General features: G+C 68.3%; 15 protein-coding genes. 6 read left to right on the forward strand and 9 right to left on the reverse strand.

Features of this window, described 5'->3' with window-relative positions; all coding sequences use genetic code 11:
* Nucleotides 1-76: 76 nt before the first annotated feature.
* From putA to F627_RS0110600, 3 genes are all read right to left on the reverse strand, one after another.
* Nucleotides 77-3772: a bifunctional proline dehydrogenase/L-glutamate gamma-semialdehyde dehydrogenase PutA gene (gene putA, locus F627_RS0110590; protein WP_019584019.1), complete on the reverse strand. Its 3696-nt coding sequence runs from the start codon at nucleotides 3770-3772 to the stop codon at nucleotides 77-79.
* A gap of 96 nt (nucleotides 3773-3868) precedes the next feature.
* Nucleotides 3869-4519, reverse strand: a complete 651-nt coding sequence (locus F627_RS0110595) for a cupin domain-containing protein (protein ID WP_019584020.1) — start codon at nucleotides 4517-4519, stop codon at nucleotides 3869-3871.
* Nucleotides 4520-4590: 71 nt separating this feature from the next.
* Nucleotides 4591-5226 (reverse strand): Spy/CpxP family protein refolding chaperone, encoded by a 636-nt coding sequence (locus tag F627_RS0110600; protein WP_019584021.1) that lies wholly within the window; start codon nucleotides 5224-5226, stop codon nucleotides 4591-4593.
* Between the two features lie 94 nt (nucleotides 5227-5320).
* Between F627_RS0110600 and F627_RS0110605 the strand changes: the two genes are divergently transcribed.
* From F627_RS0110605 to F627_RS0110620, 4 genes are all read left to right on the forward strand, one after another.
* Nucleotides 5321-6682 carry a GntP family permease gene (locus F627_RS0110605; protein WP_019584022.1) on the forward strand — a complete coding sequence of 454 codons (1362 nt, stop codon included), beginning with the start codon at nucleotides 5321-5323 and terminating at the stop codon, nucleotides 6680-6682.
* Nucleotides 6683-6932: 250 nt separating this feature from the next.
* The gene (locus F627_RS0110610; protein ID WP_026332087.1) at nucleotides 6933-8111 is read left to right on the forward strand and encodes a glycerate kinase; all 1179 of its coding nucleotides are present in this window, start codon (nucleotides 6933-6935) and stop codon (nucleotides 8109-8111) included.
* Between the two features lie 77 nt (nucleotides 8112-8188).
* Complete coding sequence (locus F627_RS0110615; RefSeq protein ID WP_019584024.1) at nucleotides 8189-9292, forward strand: alkene reductase; 1104 nt, start codon at nucleotides 8189-8191, stop codon at nucleotides 9290-9292.
* 371 nt (nucleotides 9293-9663) lie between these two features.
* Nucleotides 9664-10404 (forward strand): PEP-CTERM sorting domain-containing protein, encoded by a 741-nt coding sequence (locus F627_RS0110620; protein ID WP_019558773.1) that lies wholly within the window; start codon nucleotides 9664-9666, stop codon nucleotides 10402-10404.
* Nucleotides 10405-10496: 92 nt separating this feature from the next.
* Here F627_RS0110620 and F627_RS0110625 read toward each other — a convergent pair whose 3' ends face one another.
* Nucleotides 10497-11711, reverse strand: coding sequence for a hypothetical protein (locus F627_RS0110625; protein WP_231370150.1), 1215 nt, complete (start codon nucleotides 11709-11711; stop codon nucleotides 10497-10499).
* A gap of 118 nt (nucleotides 11712-11829) precedes the next feature.
* Nucleotides 11830-13716 (reverse strand): DNA topoisomerase IV subunit B, encoded by a 1887-nt coding sequence (gene parE / locus F627_RS0110630; protein WP_018865721.1) that lies wholly within the window; start codon nucleotides 13714-13716, stop codon nucleotides 11830-11832.
* Nucleotides 13717-14183: 467 nt separating this feature from the next.
* On the opposite strand from parE, the gene trxA reads away from it, so the two are divergent.
* Nucleotides 14184-15059, forward strand: coding sequence for a thioredoxin (trxA, locus tag F627_RS0110635; protein WP_019584025.1), 876 nt, complete (start codon nucleotides 14184-14186; stop codon nucleotides 15057-15059).
* Between the two features lie 291 nt (nucleotides 15060-15350).
* On the opposite strand, the gene F627_RS0110640 is transcribed toward trxA, so the two are convergent.
* The 4 genes from F627_RS0110640 to F627_RS0110655 all read right to left on the reverse strand — a co-directional run bounded on the left by F627_RS0110640 (nucleotide 15351) and on the right by F627_RS0110655 (nucleotide 19480).
* Nucleotides 15351-16064: a DsbC family protein gene (locus tag F627_RS0110640; RefSeq protein WP_018876447.1), complete on the reverse strand. Its 714-nt coding sequence runs from the start codon at nucleotides 16062-16064 to the stop codon at nucleotides 15351-15353.
* A 92-nt stretch (nucleotides 16065-16156) separates the two neighbouring features.
* Nucleotides 16157-17062: a site-specific tyrosine recombinase XerD gene (xerD, locus tag F627_RS0110645; protein ID WP_018876448.1), complete on the reverse strand. Its 906-nt coding sequence runs from the start codon at nucleotides 17060-17062 to the stop codon at nucleotides 16157-16159.
* Nucleotides 17063-17065: 3 nt separating this feature from the next.
* On the reverse strand, nucleotides 17066-17878 hold the full coding sequence (locus F627_RS0110650) for a slipin family protein (protein ID WP_018865717.1): 813 nt from the start codon (nucleotides 17876-17878) through the stop codon (nucleotides 17066-17068).
* Nucleotides 17879-17917: 39 nt separating this feature from the next.
* Entirely contained in the window at nucleotides 17918-19480 is a 1563-nt protein-coding gene (locus F627_RS0110655; protein WP_019584026.1) for a nodulation protein NfeD, read from the reverse strand.
* Here F627_RS0110655 and mobA point away from each other — a divergent pair.
* Nucleotides 19479-20189, forward strand: coding sequence for a molybdenum cofactor guanylyltransferase MobA (mobA, locus tag F627_RS0110660; protein ID WP_019584027.1), 711 nt, complete (start codon nucleotides 19479-19481; stop codon nucleotides 20187-20189). The genes F627_RS0110655 and mobA overlap by 2 nt on opposite strands.
* The last annotated feature ends 40 nt before the right edge of the window (nucleotides 20190-20229 follow it).

A 20229-nucleotide genomic window follows, 5' to 3' on the forward strand; every position in this document is an offset into this window, starting at 1 on the left:
TCTCGATCAAGTGTAGAGGACGCCGTGCCGCCCGGCGGCCTCGCGTCGTCAGTGCGGCGTGATCCTCACGCTCTGCTCAGTCGGCCGCCGCCAGCAGGCTGGCGTTGCCGCCGGCGGCCGTCGTATCGATGCACAGGTGGCGCTCCACCACAAAGCGTTCGGGCGCGATCAGGGCGGTTTCCAGCGCAACGATCGGCCCGTCCCGCTGTGCCAGCGCCTGACGCAGCGCTCGGGTCCAGTCGCTCACGCCGGCTGCGGCCACCGCGACCAGCCCCTCCAGCGCGGCCAGTGCGTCCGGTTCCAGCGCGCCGTCGATCCCGACCAGCGGCACGCCCTTCCCGTGCAGCGCGCGCGCCGCGCGCTCGGCCCCCGGCGCCAGCATGATCACCGGGCAGCCCGCCCCCAGCGCCTGCACCGCCTGCGCCAGCGCGATCTCCGCACCCTGGCCCAGGCAGAGCACCGGACCGCGCGGATACAGGCGCAGACGATTGCTCTCGCCGGTCGGACCCGGCAGCGTCTGCGGACTGGTGTCGAAGGCCGCGGTCTCCGCCAGGGCCTTGCGTAGCAGACCCGTGCGCTCGGGCAGCGCCTCGCGCAGCAGGTGCATGCGGTCGGTGCGCTTGGCCCAATCGCTCCCGTCCAGGGCATCCAGGGCCTGCTGCAGGCGCTGCGGGGCCACCCATTCCGCCTGCGCGCCCGCCTCCGGCGGGTCCGGCCGCTCCGCGGCAATGGACGTGCGACGGGCAAAGCGCGTCAGGTACAGCGGCCCGCCCGCCTTCGGCCCGGTGCCGGAGAGCCCCTCTCCGCCGAACGGCTGCGAGCCGACGATGGCGCCGATCTGGTTGCGATTGACGTACTGGTTGCCCACGCGCAGGCGTTCCACCACCTGCTGCACGCGGTCGTCGATGCGGGTATGTAGACCGAAGGTCAGACCATAGCCGCGGGCGTTGATGGCATCCACCACCGCATCCAGCTCGCGGGCCCGAAAGCGCGCCACGTGCAGCACCGGCCCGAACACTTCGCGCTCCAGCTCGCCGATCCCGGACAACCGGACGATGGACGGTGCGACAAAGCGGCCGTGCTCCGGTACCGGGAGGGACTTCAGCAGCCGCCCCTGCTCCTCCTGTGTCCGCAGGTAGTCGCGGATATCCGCCTGCGCCTCGGCATCGATCACCGGCGAGACGTCGGTCGCCAGCTGCCAGGGATCGCCGATGCTCAGCGCGTCCATCGCGCCCTGCAGCATCTCCAGCAGGCGGTCGTAGGCCTCGTCCTGCACGTAGAGCATGCGCAGCGCCGAGCAGCGCTGCCCGGCGGACTGGAAGGCGGAGGCCAGGATGTCGCGCACCGCCTGCTCGGTCAGCGCCGAGCTGTCCACGATCATCGCGTTCAACCCGCCCGTCTCCGCGATCAGGACCGCATCCGGCCCGGCGTTGTCCGCCAGGCTGCGGTGAATCCGCTGCGCGACCTCGGTGGAACCGGTAAAGCAGACCCCGGCAATGCGCGGGTCGGCGGTCAGCGGCCCGCCCACCGTCGGGCCATCGCCCGGCAGCAGCTGCAGGGCCGACTGCGGGAGACCGGCCGCACGCATCAGCTCGACCGCGCGGGCGGCGATCAGCGGGGTCTGCTCGGCCGGCTTGGCGACCACGGTATTGCCCATGGCCAGGGCCGCGGCGACCTGCCCGGTGAAGATCGCCAGGGGGAAATTCCAGGGACTGATGCAGACGAACACGCCGCGTGGCTCCAGCTCCGCCTCCTGCCTTAGGCGTTCGGCCTCGCCCGCGTAGTAGCGCAGGAAATCGGCCGCCTCGCGCACCTCGGCAATGCCGTCCCAGACGGTCTTCCCGGCCTCGCGATTGGCCAGCGCGATCAGCTCGGGCGCATGCGCCTCGTAGCGATCCGCGATGGCGCGCAGCAGGTCCGCCCGCGCCGCGACCGAGTGCGCCGACCAGTCGACGAATCCGGACAGCGCCGTTCCCAGCGCCTGTTCAACCTCCTCCACCGTGGCCTCGCGCACCTCACCCACCACGTCGTCCGGATCCGCGGGCGCGACCGCGTCACGGGGCTCGCCCTGCGCCGCGTGGCCGGCCGCCAGCATCGGTGCCGCGCTCCAGCGCGTCTGCACGAAGGCCTCGCGCGCCTCCAGCAGCGGCAGGATGGAGGCGGGCTCGTTGACGCGGTAGCCGCGCGAGTTCTGCCGCTGCGGCCGGTAGAGATCGGCCGGGTCGCGGATGGCCGGGTTGGGAATGGCGTCGCCCAGGGCATCCAGATCGGCGAGCGGATCGCGGGCGATCTCCGCCGGCGGGATCGCGCTGTCCACCACCTGGTTGACGAAGGAGCTGTTGGCGCCGTTCTCCAGCAGGCGGCGCACGAGATAGGCCAGCAGATCGCGATGCGCGCCTACCGGGGCGTAGATACGGCAACGGGTGCCGGCCGTGGCCTTGACGATGGCGTGCACCGACTCGCCCATGCCGTGCAGGCGCTGGAACTCGAAGCTGTCGCGGTCGTCCCCGGCCATCGCCAGGATCGCTGCACAGGTGTGCGCGTTGTGGGTGGCGAACTGCGGGTAGATACGGTCGCGCCGGTCCAGCAGCATCTGCGCACAGGCGATGTAGCTGACATCCGTGTTGACCTTGCGGGTGAATACCGGGAAGTGTTCCACGCCCAGCTCCTGCGCCAGCTTGATCTCGGTATCCCAGTAGGCGCCCTTGACCAGGCGCACCATGATCCGCCGGTCCAGGCGTTCCGCCAGCGCGTACAGCGCCTCGATCACCGGCGCCGCGCGGCGGCCGTAGGCCTGCACGACCACGCCAAAGCCCTCCCAGCCAGCCAGCTCCGGATCGGCCAGCAGGGCCTCGATCACGTCCAGCGACAGGTCCAGGCGATCCTGCTCCTCGGCGTCGATGTTGAAGCCAATCCCGGCGCGCGCGGCCTGCCGGGCGAGTTCCCGCGCCCGCGGAACCAGTTCCGCCATCACCGTCTCGCGGTGGGTGTACTCGTAGCGCGGATGCAGGGCAGAGAGCTTGACCGAGATGCCGGGGCTGGAGCGAACGTCGCCCTGCGCCTGCCTCGCGATCTCGGCGATCGCCGAGGCATAGGCCTGGTGATAGCGCCGGGCGTCGGCATCGGTGCGCGCGGCCTCGCCCAGCATGTCGTAGGAATAGGTGTAGCCCTCGTGTTCCCTCTCGCGGGCATTGCGCATGCCCTGGGCGATGGTCTCGCCAAGCACGAACTGGCGACCGAGCAGCTTCATCGACTGCGCGACGGCCGTGCGCACCAGCGGCTCGCCGACACGCCGGATCAGGCCGCGCAGGGCGGCGGCCGGGCGCTGCGGATCGTCGTTCAGCACCTTGCCGGTCAGCATCAGCGCCCAGGTCGAGGTATTCACCAGCGGGGACGACGAGTGCCCGAGGTGGGCTGCCCAGTCGGAGGGCTCGATCTTGTCCTGGATCAGCTCATCGATGGTCTCGGCATCCGGCACCCGCAGCAGCGCCTCCGCCAGGCACATCAGGCCGACTCCCTCCTCGGTGGACAGGCCGTACTCGGCCAGGAAGCTCTCCATCATCGACGGCGTGGTCTCGGCGCGTACCCGCTCGACGATGCGCGCGGCCTCCGCCGCGATGCGGGCGCGGGCCTCGGCATCCAGCCGGATGCCGCCGCGCAACTCCCGCAGTACGGCCGCCTCGTCGGCCATGTAGGCCTCACGGATGCGGGCGCGGTGGGGATCGGACGCCGGGTCGCGTGTCGGGTGCGGGCGGGTGTGGGGCTGCGTCATCGGCCTGCTCCTGCGGTGCCGGGGTTGGCTCGACCGGGCGCCGGCCTCTGACTGGAAGCATAGACGGGCGCGTCCGGGGTCCTCGGGGCCTAAGGGTCACAGGTGCCCCGTCTTCACGTAGATCAGGGTCTCCTGTTCCACCCAGGGATTGTGCTGGCTCAGGTGCGGGTTGCGAATCCACGTGCCGGCGGGGTAACGCCCGTGCTCGTCGATGAATTCACCGGACAGCACCAGGATCTCCTCCCCGCCCCAGTGCCGATGGGGCTGGAAGTGCTCGCCAGTCGGCCAGTGCACCAGAGCGGTGTGCTCGGTCCCGAAGCTGTGCAGATGCAGGACCCGCAACCCGCCGATGCCCGGCTGGAAGGGCGCCGAAAGGGTATCCACCACCACCTTGTCGCGGTCCTCCGGGGCGAACTGCTCAAGCTTCACGAACAATGTGCAGCCGGGGTCCGAATGCGGCGCGTGGCGGGAACCCGGCGGGTTGCGCAGGTAGGTCCCGGCGGGATAGTCCCCGGCCTCGTCGGAGAACACGCCGTCCAGAACCAGTATCTCTTCGCCCAGTGCATGGGTGTGCGGCGGGAAGCGGGCACCCGGCTGGAACTGCACGACACTGGTCGCACGGCCCGCTTCCGCCAGCTCGCGTTCCAGCGGCTTGCGCACCACGCCTTCGGCGCGGCTGCCGCTCCACGACATGGCGGCCGTCTCCACCACCACCGGCTGCTGCAGATCCAGATTCAGGGCTTCCATCGCGCGCTCCGTTCACCTCCCCAGTCGAACACGAGACCCGCTGTTAGTTCCTGGACAGGGAGAGCAGGCCCTCAGTGGTGGTGCCCTTCGCGCCCCGGATGATGACCATGATGGTCGTGATGGCCGCCCCCGGAATGCGCCCCTGGCGAGCCACCGGACTCGCCCTGATAGCCACGGGCCTCTCGATAGCGCGCCTTCTGCTCCGCGTCGAGCAGCGCGTCCATCTCCAGGTGGTAGGACAGATGCACGTGGCGCAGGCGGCCACGCAGCTCGCCGATCTCGACGGTCAGCGACTCGATGGTCGCGCTGCTGATCCCGCCTTCCGCGAAGCGCGCATCCAGCTCCCGCTCCCGCTCCACGATGCGCCGGCCGAGATCACGCGCCTGCTCCCGCATCGCCGCGAACAGGCGCTCGGTCTCGCGCCGCTGCTCGGGCGTCAGTTCCAGCGAGTCGGCCACCTCCAGCACATGCATCGGCCCCGGATAGCCATGCAGTTCGGCCGGCAGCGCCATGCCCATACCCCGCCCTTCCAGCAAATCCTCGATCTCCTGCGCGGAGAGTGCCTTGATCTCGCGTGCCTGCAATTCGGAGTACGGATTGGCCGCAGCCGGCGCCGCAACGGCCAGAGCAAGCCCCACAACCAGCCACCCGGAAAAGCGGAACATACGATGCATGATGGAACCCTCGACGGTGAAAAGTTTTCGCATTGTAGATCACGGGCGATCTCGGGGCGCGGGATCACTACGGGACGTCTAGACTCCAGAGCGGCACCCAGAACAACCAAAACAGAAAGGACGCGACATGCTGATTATCGGACTGATTGTGGTCGTTGCCGCGCTGGTGTTCGCCACGGCGAAACTGCGCGTGCACCCGTTCCTGGCCCTGCTGATCGCCGCCTTTGTGATGGCGATCATCGGCGGCATCGCCCCGCGCGAGGCCATCAGCGTCATCAACGACGGCTTCGGCAGCACCCTGGGCTATATCGGCATCGTGATCGCGCTGGGCACGATCATCGGGGTCATCCTCGACCGCACCGGTGCGGCCGTGGTGATGGCGGAGGCAATCATCCGCACGCTGTCCGACCGCTTCCCCACCCTGACGGTATCGATCATCGGCTACATCGTGTCCATCCCGGTGTTCTGCGACTCGGGCTACGTGATCCTGAACTCGCTGAAGAACGCCCTGGCCAAGACTGCCGGCATCTCGGTGGTCGCCATGAGTGTCGCGCTGGCCACCGGCCTGTTCGCCACCCACAACTTCGTGCCGCCCACCCCCGGGCCGATCGCGGCCGCCAGCAATGTCGGCATCGCCGATGCGCTGGGCCTGGTGATCCTGGTCGGCCTGTTCGTCTCCGCGGTGGCGGCCGCCGTCGGCTGGCTGTGGGCCAGCCGCTACGCGAAGGCCAACGACGACGAGCTGCTGGAACCGGACCCGATCAGCGAAGCGACTGGCCAGGAGATCGAGAAGGAAGAGATCAAGCTGGATCATCGCCCGACGACCCTGGGCGCCTTCATGCCCATCCTGGCGCCGATCGTACTGATCTCCATCGGCTCGGTGGCCGCGCTGGCCACCCGCGATACCGACCCCGGCATGCTCGCCGCGGCCCTGATCTTCCTCGGCACCCCGGTGGTGGCGCTGGCGATCGGCGTGATCTTCGCGCTGCTGCTGATCAAGGGGGCCGGCATCAAGGACCGCTTCCACCAGATGACGGTGGACGCGATCCTGCTGGCCGCGCCGATCATCCTGATCACCGGCGCGGGCGGCGCCTTCGGCAACGTGCTGCGCGAGACCCCGATCGGCGATCAGCTTGGCGACCTGCTGAGCGGGCTGGGCCTGGGCCTGCTGGTGCCATTCCTGATCGCGGCTGCTCTGAAATCCGCACAGGGCTCGTCCACCGTGGCACTGGTCACCGCGTCCAGCATGATCGCGCCGATGCTGGCCTCGCTGGGCCTGGATTCCACCATGGGCATGGTCCTGGCGGTGATGGCCGTGGGTGCCGGCGCGATGACCGTCTCGCACGCGAATGACAGCTTCTTCTGGGTGGTCACCCAGTTCAGCCGCATGAAGGTGTCCACCGCGTACAAGGCGTTCACCACCGCCACGCTGCTGCAGGGCATCAGCGCAATGATCACCATCTACATCCTGGGGCTCATCTTTGTCTAGGGGGACGCTGACCAATCGACACGCTCGCGTTGGTGCCCCCTGTTTTCCGAGACAAGGCGCGTCGTGCAGCAGTTAGCGGTCCTACCCGCAAGCGGCGCAACGCAGCATCGGGGAACAGGGGGCACCAACCCCGAAGGGGCTCGGCCGATTCTGCGCGCTGCCGACGTTGCAGTTCGCTCATGTAGCTCGGCTACACTTCACTCACCGCGCCTTGTCAGCGCGCAGAGTCGACTCGAGCGCGAACGTGCCGATTAGTCAGCGTCCCCCTGGTCACCTCCGGGTCGTCGTCTGCCCGGACAGCTACAAGGGAAGCCTCGAGGCCGAGGACGTGGCGGCCGCCATGGCCCGGGGCGTGCACGCGGCCCGCCCGGCTGCCCGGGTACGCGCCCTGCCCATGGCCGACGGTGGCGAGGGCACGGCCCGCCTGGTCAGCCACACCCTCGGCTGGGCCTGGCACCTGTCCGACGTGACCAGCCCCACCGGCACCCACCTGAGCGCCGGCTGGGGCTGCGATCATCACGAGCGGCGCGCGGTGATCGATGTCGCCTCCGCCTGCGGCCTGGACCGGATCCCCGACGATCGCCACGACCCCTGGCAGCTCCACAGCTTCGGGGTCGGCGAGTTGATGCTGGCCGCGCTGGACGCGGGCGCCGAACACCTGCTGATCGGTCTCGGCGGCAGCGGCACGGTGGACGGCGGCGCGGGCATGCTGGCCGCGCTGGGCGTGCGTTTCCTCGATGCGCAAGGGCAGCACCTCCCGCCCCACCCCGCAGGCCTCGCGGATCTACAACGGGTGGACTTCGACACACTGGACCCGCGCCTGGCCCGCGTCGACATCACCGTCCTGAACGACGTCGACAACCCGCTGACCGGGCCGCATGGCGCGGCGGCCGTGTTCGGACCGCAAAAGGGCCTGAAGACCGCGGACATCCCGGCCATGGATGCCCACATGGAGCGCCTGGCCGCCGCCATCGAGGCCGCGGGGCAGTTGCAGCGGCCCGTCGACACCCCGGGGGCCGGCGCCGCCGGCGGGCTTGGATTCGCGCTGGACTGCGTCCTCGGCGGTCGCGCTCGCATGGGGGCCGGCTACCTGGCCGAGCTGATCGGACTGGATGCCGCGCTGCGGGAGGCCGACCTGGTCATCACTGGCGAGGGCCAGCTCGACGGCCAGACCTCGCACGGCAAGGTCGTCGCCGAGGTGGTACGCCGCGCCCGCGAGCAGCAGGTGCCGGTCGTGGCGGTGGCCGGCTCCATCGCCTGCGACCCGGCCGAACTGGCCGCCTTTGGCCTGAGCGACGCCCGCGCCCTGTGCGATGGGAGCATTACCCTGGACGAGGCCCTGGCCCACCCCGCGCGCTACATCGCCGAGCGCACCCGCGCCCTGGTCGAGGCCCGTCAGTCGGCGAACTCGCCGTCCGCACCGGGCTGAACATCACCCCACGGAACGCGCGAGGGCAGATCCGGTCCGATGGCCCGGACGCCAAAACACCCACCAAGGAATGACCCATGACCGAGCAGGATGACGCGCTCTTTCGCCCCTATACCCTGGGCCCGCTGGAACTGCCGAACCGGGTGCTGATGTCGCCGCTCACGCGCTCGCGCGCGGCCCAGCCGGGAGACGTACCCACGGACCTCAACGCCGAATACTACGCGCAGCGCGCCGGTGCCGGCTTGATCATCAGCGAGGCCACCCAGGTCTCGCCACAGGGCAAGGGCTACGCCTTCACCCCCGGCATCCACTCGGCGGAACAGGTGGAGGGCTGGCGCAAGGTGACCACGGCCGTGCACAACGCCGGCGGGCGCATCCAGGCGCAGCTGTGGCATGTCGGCCGCATCTCGCGCCCGGAGCTCCAGCCCGATGGCGCGCTGCCGGTCGCGCCCTCCGCGATCCGGCCCGAGGGTGCCTATACCTTCATCAGTGCCGACTCCGGCATGGTCGAGGTGCAGGAGCCGCGCGCGCTGGAGCTGGACGAACTACCCGGGATCGTGGAGCAGTACCGCCAGGGTGCGCAGAATGCGAAGGCCGCCGGCTTCGACGGCGTACAGATCCATGCGGCCAACGGCTACCTGCTGGACCAGTTCCTCCGTAGCGGCAGCAACCACCGCAGCGATGCCTACGGCGGCCCGGTGGAAAACCGCATCCGCCTGCCGCTGGAGGTCGTGCGGGCGGTGATCGAGGTCTGGGGCCCGGATCGGGTCGGCATCCGCGTAAGCCCCACCGGCAGCTTCAACGGCATGCACGACGACGACCCGCTGGTCACCTACGGCGCCTTCGCCCAGGCCCTGGACGCCACCGGCATCGCCTACATCGAGGTGGTGGAGGACTCGTTCCAGGGCAACCACGAGACGGGCCGTCCGGAATCCATCATCGACGCGATCCGCTCGCGCTTCAGCCGCACCTACATCGGCAACGGCGCCTACACCGCTGACGAGGCCCGCCAGCGCATCGCAGCCGGGCGCTGCGACCTGGTCACCTTCGGCCGCCCGTTCATCGCCAACCCGGACCTGCCCGAACGCTTCCGCCGGGGCGCCCCGCTCAACGAGTGGGACGAAGCCACCTTCTACGGCGGCGACGCACAAGGCTACACGGACTACCCTGCACTGACCTGATCCGCAGGTGCGAGACCCGGGTTGCAGGGCATTCACCCCACCCCGGATTGAGTCACCTCGTGCTCGCCATGCAGCGCGCAAGAGTCGGCGTCGGGTAACCCCTTCGCTCCGCTGAGGCGCGACAAGGGGCCACTCGACACCCACTGCCCCTGGCACGCGGCTGCGGCGTCAGTATTTTTTACACATTCCAACCAGCACCGCCCAAGCCCGAACTTTTACGATCAATAAATCAATATCTTGTTGATATGGCCCCTGAATTGCTTGCAGACCGCCGGGCTACGATTTTTGCTCCGGGGCACCCGCCCCGAACCGCATAAAGGAACATGACGCGAGACCCTCGGCCTCGGGTCACCTGTCGACAAGGAAGAAAGATGAACAAGAAGTCGCTTGCCACCGTTCTGGGTGGTCTTGTCCTGGCAATGAATATCTCTGCCGCCCACGCCTTCGCGATCCTGCACTTCGAGGACGCAACGGCGGGCACGAGCGTGGTACCCAGTGCGCTCGACAGCCTGGGATTGAGTGGCACAACCACGTTCACGAACAGCACCACCACCTTCAACAGCCTGATCACCAACAACCAGTACGACATGGTGATCTTCGGCGAGCAGGGTGGTTTTAGGTTCTCCGACGTCCAGACCAGTCTTTCCGGCTATCTGGCAGGCGACGGGCTGGTGCTGGGCACCACCTGGAACACCGGCTCCGGCTTCTCCGATTTCATGGGTGCCGACAACCGCACCGGCACAAACGACGCGACCCTCGAAATCGACGGCCATCCGATCTTCCTGGATCTCCCGGACCTGATCGACCTGCAGAATCCGGGCTGGGGCGTCTGGTCCAGCGGCTGGACGGCCGGCGCGGGCGCAACCGGTCTCGGCAGCCTGGCCGGCGGATCCGCGGCGGTCCTCGGCAACAATGGCCAGAGCCTGCTCCTGGGGCCGCTGTTCGACGCCTATGCCGATACCGGCGCGGGAGCGCAACTGGTCGTCAACTCCATCCAGTTCCTGCGCGGGGATCCCACCCCGGTCCCGGAACCTGAAGCCATCGCCCTGATGGCCATCGGTTTGCTGGCACTCGGCATCGTGATGCGCCGGCGTGACCCGAAAGCCGGGTAACCCCGGAGTCCACCATTACCCCCGCCGTCGGCGGGGGCGCCTGCGCGCCAGAAAACCAGACAACTGCGCGGCCGGGTAAACCGGGCGTCGCATCAGCGCATGGACTGCACCAGGCGGTAGCGATCCGCCTCGAAGGCGCGCAGCGTCCGGTGTGGCGGATAGGCGAGGCCGTCCACCGCCTCCAGCGTATAAACCGCAGGCCGCGGACTCTGCAACCCGACATGGATGCGGCTGAGGTCACCCTGGGAAATCTCCCATTCGACCTGGTTGCGGGCGATCACGCCGACCTTCACCGTGTCCCCCTCGCGCCACCAGTCCCGCAGACCGGTCGCCATTTCGCGGATCCCGTCACCCGCAACGTTGTACTGGACGTGGCTGCGCACATACCAGACACGGCCGTCGGCACCCGAGTTGGTGGCCCAGACCCCGGTCCCGCCCTCCGGGGCCGTTTGCGCGGTCATGAATTTCATGTCGAAGCGCAGCTCGTAGCCATGGAGCGGATTGGCGAACCGCCACATGCCGTCCAGTAGGGGATCATCCGTGGAATCCATCGGGGACGCTGCGGGCGGGCTCGCCGGGGCCGGTGCGGGCTCGACAACCTCGGGGGCCGGCCTCGGGGCCGCCGCCGACTCGACAGGCGCAACCGGCGCCGGTTCGCGCACCCGCCCCCGGACTGGCGACGCCGGCAGTCGCGACTCGGCCACTTCTTCGGCAGGCTCCGCCCGGGTCTCCGCGACGACCTCGCCCCCCGGCTCGGGTACCGGCTGCGCCCAGGCCTGCTGCAGGAGTCGCTCGATGAGTTCGTCCACACTGGCCTGCAGCGCACCCTCGCGGGCAATCCGGATGCGGTCGCTGGCCTGCCAGGCCTCGCCGGCCTGGGCGGTATGCGCGTTCTCCTGTTCCTGCGAATACACGACCTCGCCGGTCTCGCGCTCGCTCAACGTGTAGCGCACACGCTGGGTCACGGTCATGTCGCGACCAACCCAGGGCTCGTCATGCTCCAAAACGTCCATCTGCAGGAAATAAGGGCTGTCATCGGACGGGTCGAACACGCCAGCCTGGCGCAAGTAGGACTCGACGCGCCCCTGGAGGAACCCCGGCGTTAACCGCGAGCGCGACACCTCGTTGCGCACCCCCACGTACCCAATCCCCTCACGCAGCGGACTCGTCGTGGGGACATCAGGCCGTTCCGCCTGCGCCACGACCACCCGAGATTCCACCGTCGCGCAGCCGCCTAACAAGACCCCGAAACCCAGCAGCCCGAGCACGGCCAGGCCGCGTGCCGTTACCCCCCGCCAACCCGCCATATCCGAACCCCGCTCGATCGATGCCCCGGGAATCATAGCCCAGGCGGCCCGGGAAATTCGGATCCACGCTGCGTCCGACTCGAGCGCGAGCGCGAGCGTGTACCTTGCTCCGTGCTTCCTAGACGGCGACGTCGGCCAGGTGGCCCTTGCCTTCCAGCCAGGCGCGGCGTTCGGAGGCGCGCTTCTTGCCGAGCAGCATGTCCATCAGCTGCTGGGTGTCGTCGGCGGCGTCCAGGGTGAGTTGCACCAGGCGCCGGGTGTCCGGGTTCATGGTGGTCTCGCGCAGCTGTAGCGGGTTCATCTCGCCCAGGCCCTTGAAGCGGGTCACGGAGACCTTGCCCTTCATCTTCTCCGCCTCGATGCGTTCCAGCACGCCAGCCTTCTCGTCGTCGTCCAGCGCGTAAAAGGTCTGCTTGCCGACGTCCACGCGATAAAGCGGCGGCATCGCGATGTAGATATGCCCGCGCTCCACCAGCGGGCGGAAGTGCTTCAGGAACAGCGCGCACAGGAGGGTGGCAATGTGCGCGCCGTCGGAGTCGGCGTCGGCCAGGATGCAGACCTTGCCGTAGCGCAGCCCGTCGAGGCTGGTCTGCCCCGGATCCACGCCCAGGGCCACGGAGATGTCATGGATCTCCTGGGAACCCAGCACCTGGTCGGGATCGACCTCCCAGGCATTCAGGATCTTGCCACGCAGCGGCATGATCGCCTGAAAGTCGCGGTCACGCGCCTGCTTGGCGGAGCCGCCGGCCGAGTCGCCCTCGACCAGGAACAGCTCGGTGCGCTCCAGGTCCTGGCTGGCGCAGTCGGCCAGCTTGCCCGGCAGGGTCGGCCCCTGAGTGACCTTCTTGCGCACCACCTTGCGCCCGGCACGGCTGCGCTTCTGCGCGTTCTGGATCGCCAGCTCGGCAATGCGCTCGCCCTGCTGCGGGTGCTGGTTCAGCCACAGGCTGAAGGCATCCTTGACCACGCCGGAGACAAACGGCGCGGCCTGGCGCGAGGACAGGCGTTCCTTGGTCTGCCCGGCAAACTGCGGGTCCTGCATCTTGAACGACAGCACGCTGGAGACCCGCTCCCAGACATCCTCCGGCGCCAGCTTGATCCCGCGCGGCAGCAGGCTGCGGAACTCGCAGAACTCGCGCACGGCATCCGTCAGACCGGTGCGCAGGCCGTTCACGTGCGTGCCACCCTGAGTCGTCGGGATCAGGTTCACGTAGCTCTCGCTGACCACCTCGCCGCCCTCCGGCAGCCAGGTGACGGCCCAGTCGGCAGCCTCGGTGGCCCCGGAGACCGAGCCCATGAATGGCTCCTCCGGCACACGATCGAGGCCATCCAGGGCCTCCACCAGATAGTCGCGCAGCCCCGCCTGATAGCACCACTCGCAGGCCTCGCCGGTGGTCTCGTCGCGGAACGTGACCGTCAGGCCCGGGCAAAGCACGGCCTTGGCGCGCAGGATGTGCTTGAGCTTCGGCACCGAGAACTTCGCCGAATCGAAGTACTGCGGGTCCGGCCAGAAATGCAGTGTGGTGCCGGTATTGCGCTTGCCGACCTCCCCCACCGCCTCCAGGTCCTGGGTCTTGTGGCCGCCGGCGAAGGCCATACGGTACTCGCGCCCGTCGCGCTTGATCTGCACCTCGAGCTGCTGCGACAGCGCATTGACCACCGAGACGCCCACCCCGTGCAGACCCCCGGAGAACTGGTAGTTCTTGTCGGAAAACTTCCCGCCCGCATGCAGCGTGGAGAGGATCACCTCGACCCCCGGGCGGTTCTCGCGCGGGTGCAGATCCACCGGCATGCCGCGGCCGTCATCCGACACGGAGACCGAGTCGTCCTTGTGCAGGACCACGTCGATCCGCTTCGCGTGGCCGCTGATCGCCTCGTCCACCGAGTTATCGATCACCTCCTGGGCGAGGTGGTTCGGGCGAGTGGTGTCGGTATACATGCCCGGGCGCTTGCGCACCGGGTCCAGCCCCTCGAGGACCTCGATATCGGATGCGGAATAGCTCACACAGGAACCCCTTTATTGATATGGACCGTGCCCCGCGCCGGGCACCGCCTCGGCCATCATGCACCGTCATTGCGAGGAGCGAAGCGACGAAGCAACCTCCCAACGAACCCCCCGGCGTTGGTCCGGGCCAGCGCCGGGACCGTCCACGGAGATCGCCAGGCGCCTGCGGCGCTCGCGATGACGGTGCCTTTACCTCGTCCTTGCGAGGAACCAAAGGCGACGAAGGAACCCCTCAACGCAAGCCCCGACGTCCGCGCCTGCCGGCGCCGGGGCCACACGCATGGATCGCCACAGCGCTGCGCGCCTCGCGATGACGAGGGTGGCGGGTTTCGTTACCGGCGTGCCCCCTCGTCCCGGACTGTGCGCAGCGTACCAAAGCCCGCGGGGGAAAGGCTGCTTGCAATCCCGGGGCCGATCCCAACAATGCAGGACAGATTCCGTATCCCCGTCTTCACAGGAGGTTTCCGATGGAAGAAGCCGCGAGCATCACTGGCAACGACATCCTCGACGTGACCCAGGAGGATTTCCAGCAGGCCGTGCTGGACGAATCCCACAAGCGCCCGGTCGTGGTGGATTTCTGGGCCGCCTGGTGCGGGCCCTGCCAGCAGCTGATGCCGCTGCTGCAGCAACTGGCCGCGCAGTACGCCGGCAAGTTCCGCCTGGCCAAGGTCAACAGCGACGAGCAGCAGGCCCTGGCGCAGCAGTACGGTGTGCGCAGCCTGCCCACGGTGATGATCTTCCGTCACGGCAAGCCGGTGGACCAGTTCATGGGCGTGCAGCCGGAGCCGAACATCCGCGCGATGATCGACCAGTACCTGGAGAAGCCCTCCGACAAGCTGATCGAGAAGGCCCGCGAACAGGCCCAGGCCGGAGACACAGACGCCGCCCTCGCCACGCTGCGCGCGGCGCTGGAAGAGGACCCGGACAACGGCGACCTGCGCATCGAGCTGGCCCGCGCGCTCGCCCAGGCCGGCGACCCGGAAGCCGCCGAGGCCGAGCTCGGCAAGCTCCCGCTGGACCAGAGCGAAAAGGAAGAGGCGAAGGCCCTGCGTGCCCGCCTGGTATTCGCCAAGACGGCCGCCGGCATCGACCCGCAGGCGCTGGCAAAGGAGCTGCAGGAAGGCGATCCGCGCCCCGAGGCACTGGAGCAGATGGCCGCCTACGCGATGCTGTCCGGCCGTGCCGAGGAGGCGCTGGGGCTGTACCTGCAACTGATGAAACAGCACCGCTCCTACAACGACGGGGCCGGCCAGAAGGGCCTGCTGGCCGCGTTCGAGGTCCTCGGCAACGATCACCCGCTGGTCGGTCAGTTCCGCCGGCAGATGGCCTCGCTGCTGTACTGACCGGGCTCCGGTTGCCGTCACAGCATCCTTGCAGACGGCTACGACTTCGAAGTCGCCCCGTCGGCCAGAGGGCTGGCCTCCTGCAGCACGCGGCAAGCCCCCCGTAGGAGCCGAGCCCCCTCGGCGATTGGCGTTGATCAACCACCATCGATCCGAGCTGCACCCGCGACGGGAACCACGGTGTGCAGGGCAAGCGCGGGCGGGGATTCGCGAGCAGGCTCGCTCCCACAAAGGGGCCCTTCCCGGGTGGGTCGAGCCGGGCCGCTGGCTGCGGCCCGGTCGACGTCCGGATCAGTTGCTGCCGAGGATGCGCTCGATCACGGCCTGCGGTTCCTGGTAACCGGAGAGCTGCTGGCCACCCTCGGTGATCAGCGCCGGGGTGCCGCGCAGGCCGAGCTGCTGCCCCATGGCCATGTGCTGATCCTGCGGCGTGGCGCAGCTGCCGTCGATATCGTTCAGCTTGTCGCCTTCCTTGGCCCGGTCCATCGCCTCTTCGCGATCCTCCGCGCACCAGATACGGTCCATGATCTCCGGGGAATCACGTCCCAGCACCGGGAACATCAGGTAACGCACCTTGATCCCGGCGGACAGATATTCCGGCAGGTCCTGATGGATCTCGCGGCAGTAGGGGCAGTTCGGATCGGTGAAGATGTTCAGCACGCCCCGGGTCTCTCCGTTCGGCGAGTAGGTCACCAGCTCGCTGTCGTCGATGGCGGCGAACATGTCCGCGCGCACGCCGCTGAGCGCGGACTGGGTCAGGTTTTCGCGGGTCTCCAGGTCGACCATGTTGCCCTGGATCAGATAGCGCCCGTCCTCGGAGACATAGAGGATATCGGTGCCGTAACGGACCTCAAAGACACCTTCCATCGGCGTCTCACGGATGCTGTCGATCTCGGTATCCGGGATGACCCGGGCCATGTATTCCTCGATGGCCTCGGTGGCCATGAGCGGGGTACTGATGACGGCCAGGGCCGCGGCAAGGGGAAGAGCGCGTTTCAGGGACATGGATTCTCTCGTGTCGGTACAAAAAAGCGGCGCCAGTTTACCAGCCTCGCGGGGGTATCCCCGGGCCATCTGGCGGAGTCCGGTAATAGACGTCAGCCGCGGGGATGATGTTCCGCATGCAGGCTCTGCAGGCGGGCGCGTGCGACGTGGGTATAGATTTGTGTGGTCGACAGACTGCTGTGGCCCAGCAGCATCTGCACCACGCGCAGGTCCGCCCCGTGGTCCAGCAGATGCGTGGCAAATGCATGGCGCAGGGTGTGCGGCGACAGTGGCGACTCGATGCCGGCACGGCGCGCGTGAGCCTTGATGCGGTACCAGAAGGCCTGACGCGTGAGCCCGCCGCCACGCCGGGTGACGAACACCGCCTCGCAGGGCGGGTGACCGTCCATCAGGTCCGGCCGTGCCTCGCGCTGATAGCGGGCCAGCCAGTGGGCCGCCTCCTCGCCCAGCGGGATCAGGCGTTCCTTGTCGCCCTTGCCGGTAATGCGCACCACGCCCTGCCGACTGTTCACCTCCGACTGCTCCAGCCCCACCAGTTCGGAGACCCGCAGTCCGGTGGCATACATTAGTTCCAGCATCGCGCGATCCCGCAACCCGACCGCATCGTCGATATCGGGGGCCCGCAGCAGGGCCTCCACCTGGGCCTCGGACAGGCTGTCCGGCAACGGGCGCCCGGCCCGGGGGGACTCGATCCCGGCGCTCGGATCATCCTCGCGCTCGCCCTGGTGGACCAGATAGCGATAAAAACGCCGGATGCTGGACAGTGCCCGGGTGATGGACTTCGGCCGTGCCCCGGCCTGCATGCGGGCGCTGACATAGCCCAGGAGATCGGCCGCACGGGCGGATTCCAGGCTTGCCCCCCTGGGTTCCAGCCAGTGCGCCAGACCCTCCAGGTCGCGCCGGTAGGCCGACAGGGTGTGGTCGGACAGACCCTCGACCGCCCAGAGCTCGTCCAGGAAACGGTCGAGGGCCGGAGATGCCGCCGTGGCGACGCTCACGCGTTACTGGCCACCAGGTTTCCCGGCATTGCCCGGGGCGTCCGGGTTCTCCGCGCGGAACTTGCCGGCCAGGTTCTCGAAGACCTTGGTCAGTTCCAGCGGCAGCGGGAAGAAGATGGTGTTGGCGTTGCCGTTGGTCGACATGTCGGACATCGTCTGCATGTAGCGCAGTTGCAGCGAAGAGGGGCTGGCCTCCATCTGCTGCGCCGCCTGCACCAGCTTTTCGGCCGCCTGCAGTTCGCCCTCGGCGTGGATGACCTTGGCGCGGCGTTCGCGCTCGGCCTCGGCCTGGCGCGCGATCGCGCGGATCATGGAGTCGTCCAGGTCGACATGCTTGATCTCGACATTGGTGACCTTGATGCCCCAGGCGTCGGTCTGGGCATCGAGGATCTCCTGGATGTCGTTGTTCAGCTTGTCGCGCTCGGAGAGCATCTCGTCCAGATCATGCTTGCCGAGCACCGAGCGCAGCGTGGTCTGCGCGAGCTGGCTGGTGGCGGCGTAGTAGTCCTCGACCTGGATCACCGACTTGGCGGAATCCACCACGCGGAAGTACAGCACCGCGTTCACGCGTACCGTCACGTTGTCCTGCGAGATCACGTCCTGGCTGGGCACGTCGAGCGTGATGATGCGCAGGTCGATCCGCACCATCTGCTGGATGCCCGGGATCACGATGATCAGACCCGGACCCTTCACCGACTGAAAACGGCCGAGGAAGAAGATGACGCCGCGCTCGTACTCGCGCAGCACCTTGATCGACATCACGATGATGGCGACCAGGATGACTAGCGGGACGACAAAGAAACCGAGATCGTTCATGTCCTGCTCCTTCTGCGTTATGGGCTCGGCGGCGACCGGTCAGCCGGTCGTGGCAGTGCCCGGGGTGTCTTCTTCAGTCACGGGTTCGACCCGCAGCTTCAGGCCGTCGATGGCGGTCACGCGGACCTTCTGTCCCTCGCGTACCGGCGCCGAGGTCTCGGCGTTCCATTGCTCGCTGTGGACCCAGACCCGTCCGCTGCGATCGAAGTCCTCACGCGCCTCGCCGATCATCCCGATCATCTCTTCATAGCCAGTGGCGGGCTTCTTGCCGCGCAGACTGAACAGCCGGCCCAGCACCCAGACCGACAGGATGCCGATGGCAATGGCGGTGCCGATCACCAGCGGAATTGCCACATTCAGCTGCGGGTCGTCCCACAAGATGATGGAACCGGTCGTGAATGCCACGATGCCTCCTATGCCCAGCGCCCCGAAACTGGGCACAAAGGCCTCCGCAATCATGAAGATCATGCCCAGCAGCATCAGTGCCAGGCCCGCATAGTTCACCGGCATCACCTGCAGCGCGAAGAACGCGAGGATCAGCGCGATCGAACCGATCACGCCGGGGTAGACCGCGCCCGGGTTGGCCAGTTCGAAAATGATGCCGTAGATCCCCAGCAGCATCAGGATATAGGCGATGTTCGGGTTGGTGATCACCGACAGCAACTGGGTGCGCCAGTCCGGATCCATCCGCACGATCTCCAGCCCTTCGGTGGCCAGCGTGCGTTCGCCGTCGTGCATGCGCACGGTATGCCCGTCGATCTGGGCAAGCAGGTCGTCCAGGTTGTCCGCCACAAAGTCGATGACGTTTTGCTCCAGCGCGGCGGTCGCCGTCAGGTTGGAGCCGTCACGTACGGTCTCCTCCGCCCAGTCGGCATTACGCCCATAGCGTTCCGCCAGGCCGCGGATATAGGACACCGCGTCCTCCAGCACCTTGCGCTCCATCGCGTCGCCGCCGCGGCGCGGGGCCGGGTCGTCCTCCAGCAGTTCCTCCTCGCTGGCGGGTTCGACCTCGCCGTTGGCGGCTCCATTCTCATCCGCAGGCTCATCCGCCGCGTCGGTTTCGTCGTCGCGCGCCTCGCCATTGGCCTCGTCGGTTTCCGTATCGTCGCGCGCGTCCTCGTCCGGCTCCGGCGGGTCCATGCCCGGGAGCCCGCCGCCGCCCATCTGCACCGGGGTGGCCGATCCCAGATTGGTGGCCGGGGTCATGGCCGAGACATGCGACCCGTAAAGCATGTAGGTGCCGGCGCTGGCCGCGCGGGAACCCGCCGGGTGGACATACGTGACCACCGGCACATCCGATTGCAGGATGTTCTTGATGATGCTGCGCATGCTGGAATCCAGACCGCCCGGGGTATCCAGCATCAGGACCAGGATCTCGGCGTCCTCGGCCTCGGCCCGCTCGATCCCCCGGCGGATGTAGTCGCCGGTGGCCGGGCCGATCGCGTCATTCACCGTCAGCAACAGGCCGTGGCGATCCGCGGTCTGGGCCAGGCTCGAGGCGGCCAGCCAGCCGGCCCCGAGCACCAGGAGGGTCAGCCACAGCAGGTGGCGCCAGCGGCGCCCTCCGCCCGCTCCTGCCTTGCGTCCAAATGAAACCCGCATGGGCTTCCTCTCCCGTCAGGGTGGATTCGTCGTACACTGCGTGCGCACACGCGACAGCCGACTCGCCCACCACGATAAACCAAAGGCCGGACCCGCGCCGAACCCGCAGACCCGCATGGACCCGCAGGCAAAGCAGACCCCGCCCGAGAATCTCGCCGCCGTGATACTGGCCGGCGGTCAGGGCCTGCGCATGGGCGGGCGCAACAAGGGCTGGGTCGAGTATCGGGGCCGCCCCCTGATCGAACACGCCATCGCGCGCCTGCGCCCCCAGGCGCCGCGCCTGGCCATCAGCAGCAATACCGATATCGACCGTTATCAAGCGCTGGGGTTTCCCGTCCTGACCGATTCCCACGCCGATTATCGCGGCCCGCTGGCCGGGATCGCCGCGGCCTTCGCGGCCTTCCCCGACCACGCGATCCTGTGCGCGCCGGTGGACGCACCCGCGCTGCCCCTGGACCTGGAGTACCGCCTGCGCCAGGCCCTGGAGGCCCACCCGGCGCCGGCCGCCATTGCCCACGACGGCCACCGCCTGCAGCCCCTGTTCGGCCTGCTCGAGCCCGCGGTGGCGACGCGCCTGCAGAGCGATCTCGCGCATGGTTCGCTGGCGGTGGGACGCTGGTTTCACGAGATCGGCGCGATCACGGTGGACTTCTCCGATCAGCCGGAGGCATTCGCCAACATCAACACCCCCGGGGACCTGATGGGCTGAACGCCCCTCGCGACCCGGCCGGATCTCGCTATACTCGGAC

The sequence above is a fragment of the Thioalkalivibrio sp. ALE16 genome (assembly GCF_000381305.1).
Classification (GTDB): Bacteria; Pseudomonadota; Gammaproteobacteria; order Ectothiorhodospirales; family Ectothiorhodospiraceae; genus Thioalkalivibrio.

What these genes read in the sequence shown, in the direction of transcription:
- putA (WP_019584019.1), bottom strand. Translation starts at nt 3,772, where the DNA reads ATGACGCAGCCCCACACCCGCCCGCACCCGACACGCGACCCGGCGTCC.
- F627_RS0110595 (WP_019584020.1), bottom strand. Translation starts at nt 4,519, where the DNA reads ATGGAAGCCCTGAATCTGGATCTGCAGCAGCCGGTGGTGGTGGAGACG.
- F627_RS0110600 (WP_019584021.1), bottom strand. Translation starts at nt 5,226, where the DNA reads ATGCGAAAACTTTTCACCGTCGAGGGTTCCATCATGCATCGTATGTTC.
- F627_RS0110605 (WP_019584022.1), top strand. Translation starts at nt 5,321, where the DNA reads ATGCTGATTATCGGACTGATTGTGGTCGTTGCCGCGCTGGTGTTCGCC.
- F627_RS0110615 (WP_019584024.1), top strand. Translation starts at nt 8,189, where the DNA reads ATGACCGAGCAGGATGACGCGCTCTTTCGCCCCTATACCCTGGGCCCG.
- F627_RS0110620 (WP_019558773.1), top strand. Translation starts at nt 9,664, where the DNA reads ATGAACAAGAAGTCGCTTGCCACCGTTCTGGGTGGTCTTGTCCTGGCA.
- F627_RS0110625 (WP_231370150.1), bottom strand. Translation starts at nt 11,711, where the DNA reads ATGGCGGGTTGGCGGGGGGTAACGGCACGCGGCCTGGCCGTGCTCGGG.
- trxA (WP_019584025.1), top strand. Translation starts at nt 14,184, where the DNA reads ATGGAAGAAGCCGCGAGCATCACTGGCAACGACATCCTCGACGTGACC.
- F627_RS0110640 (WP_018876447.1), bottom strand. Translation starts at nt 16,064, where the DNA reads ATGTCCCTGAAACGCGCTCTTCCCCTTGCCGCGGCCCTGGCCGTCATC.
- F627_RS0110650 (WP_018865717.1), bottom strand. Translation starts at nt 17,878, where the DNA reads ATGAACGATCTCGGTTTCTTTGTCGTCCCGCTAGTCATCCTGGTCGCC.
- mobA (WP_019584027.1), top strand. Translation starts at nt 19,479, where the DNA reads ATGGGCTTCCTCTCCCGTCAGGGTGGATTCGTCGTACACTGCGTGCGC.
- F627_RS0110655 (WP_019584026.1), bottom strand. Translation starts at nt 19,480, where the DNA reads ATGCGGGTTTCATTTGGACGCAAGGCAGGAGCGGGCGGAGGGCGCCGC.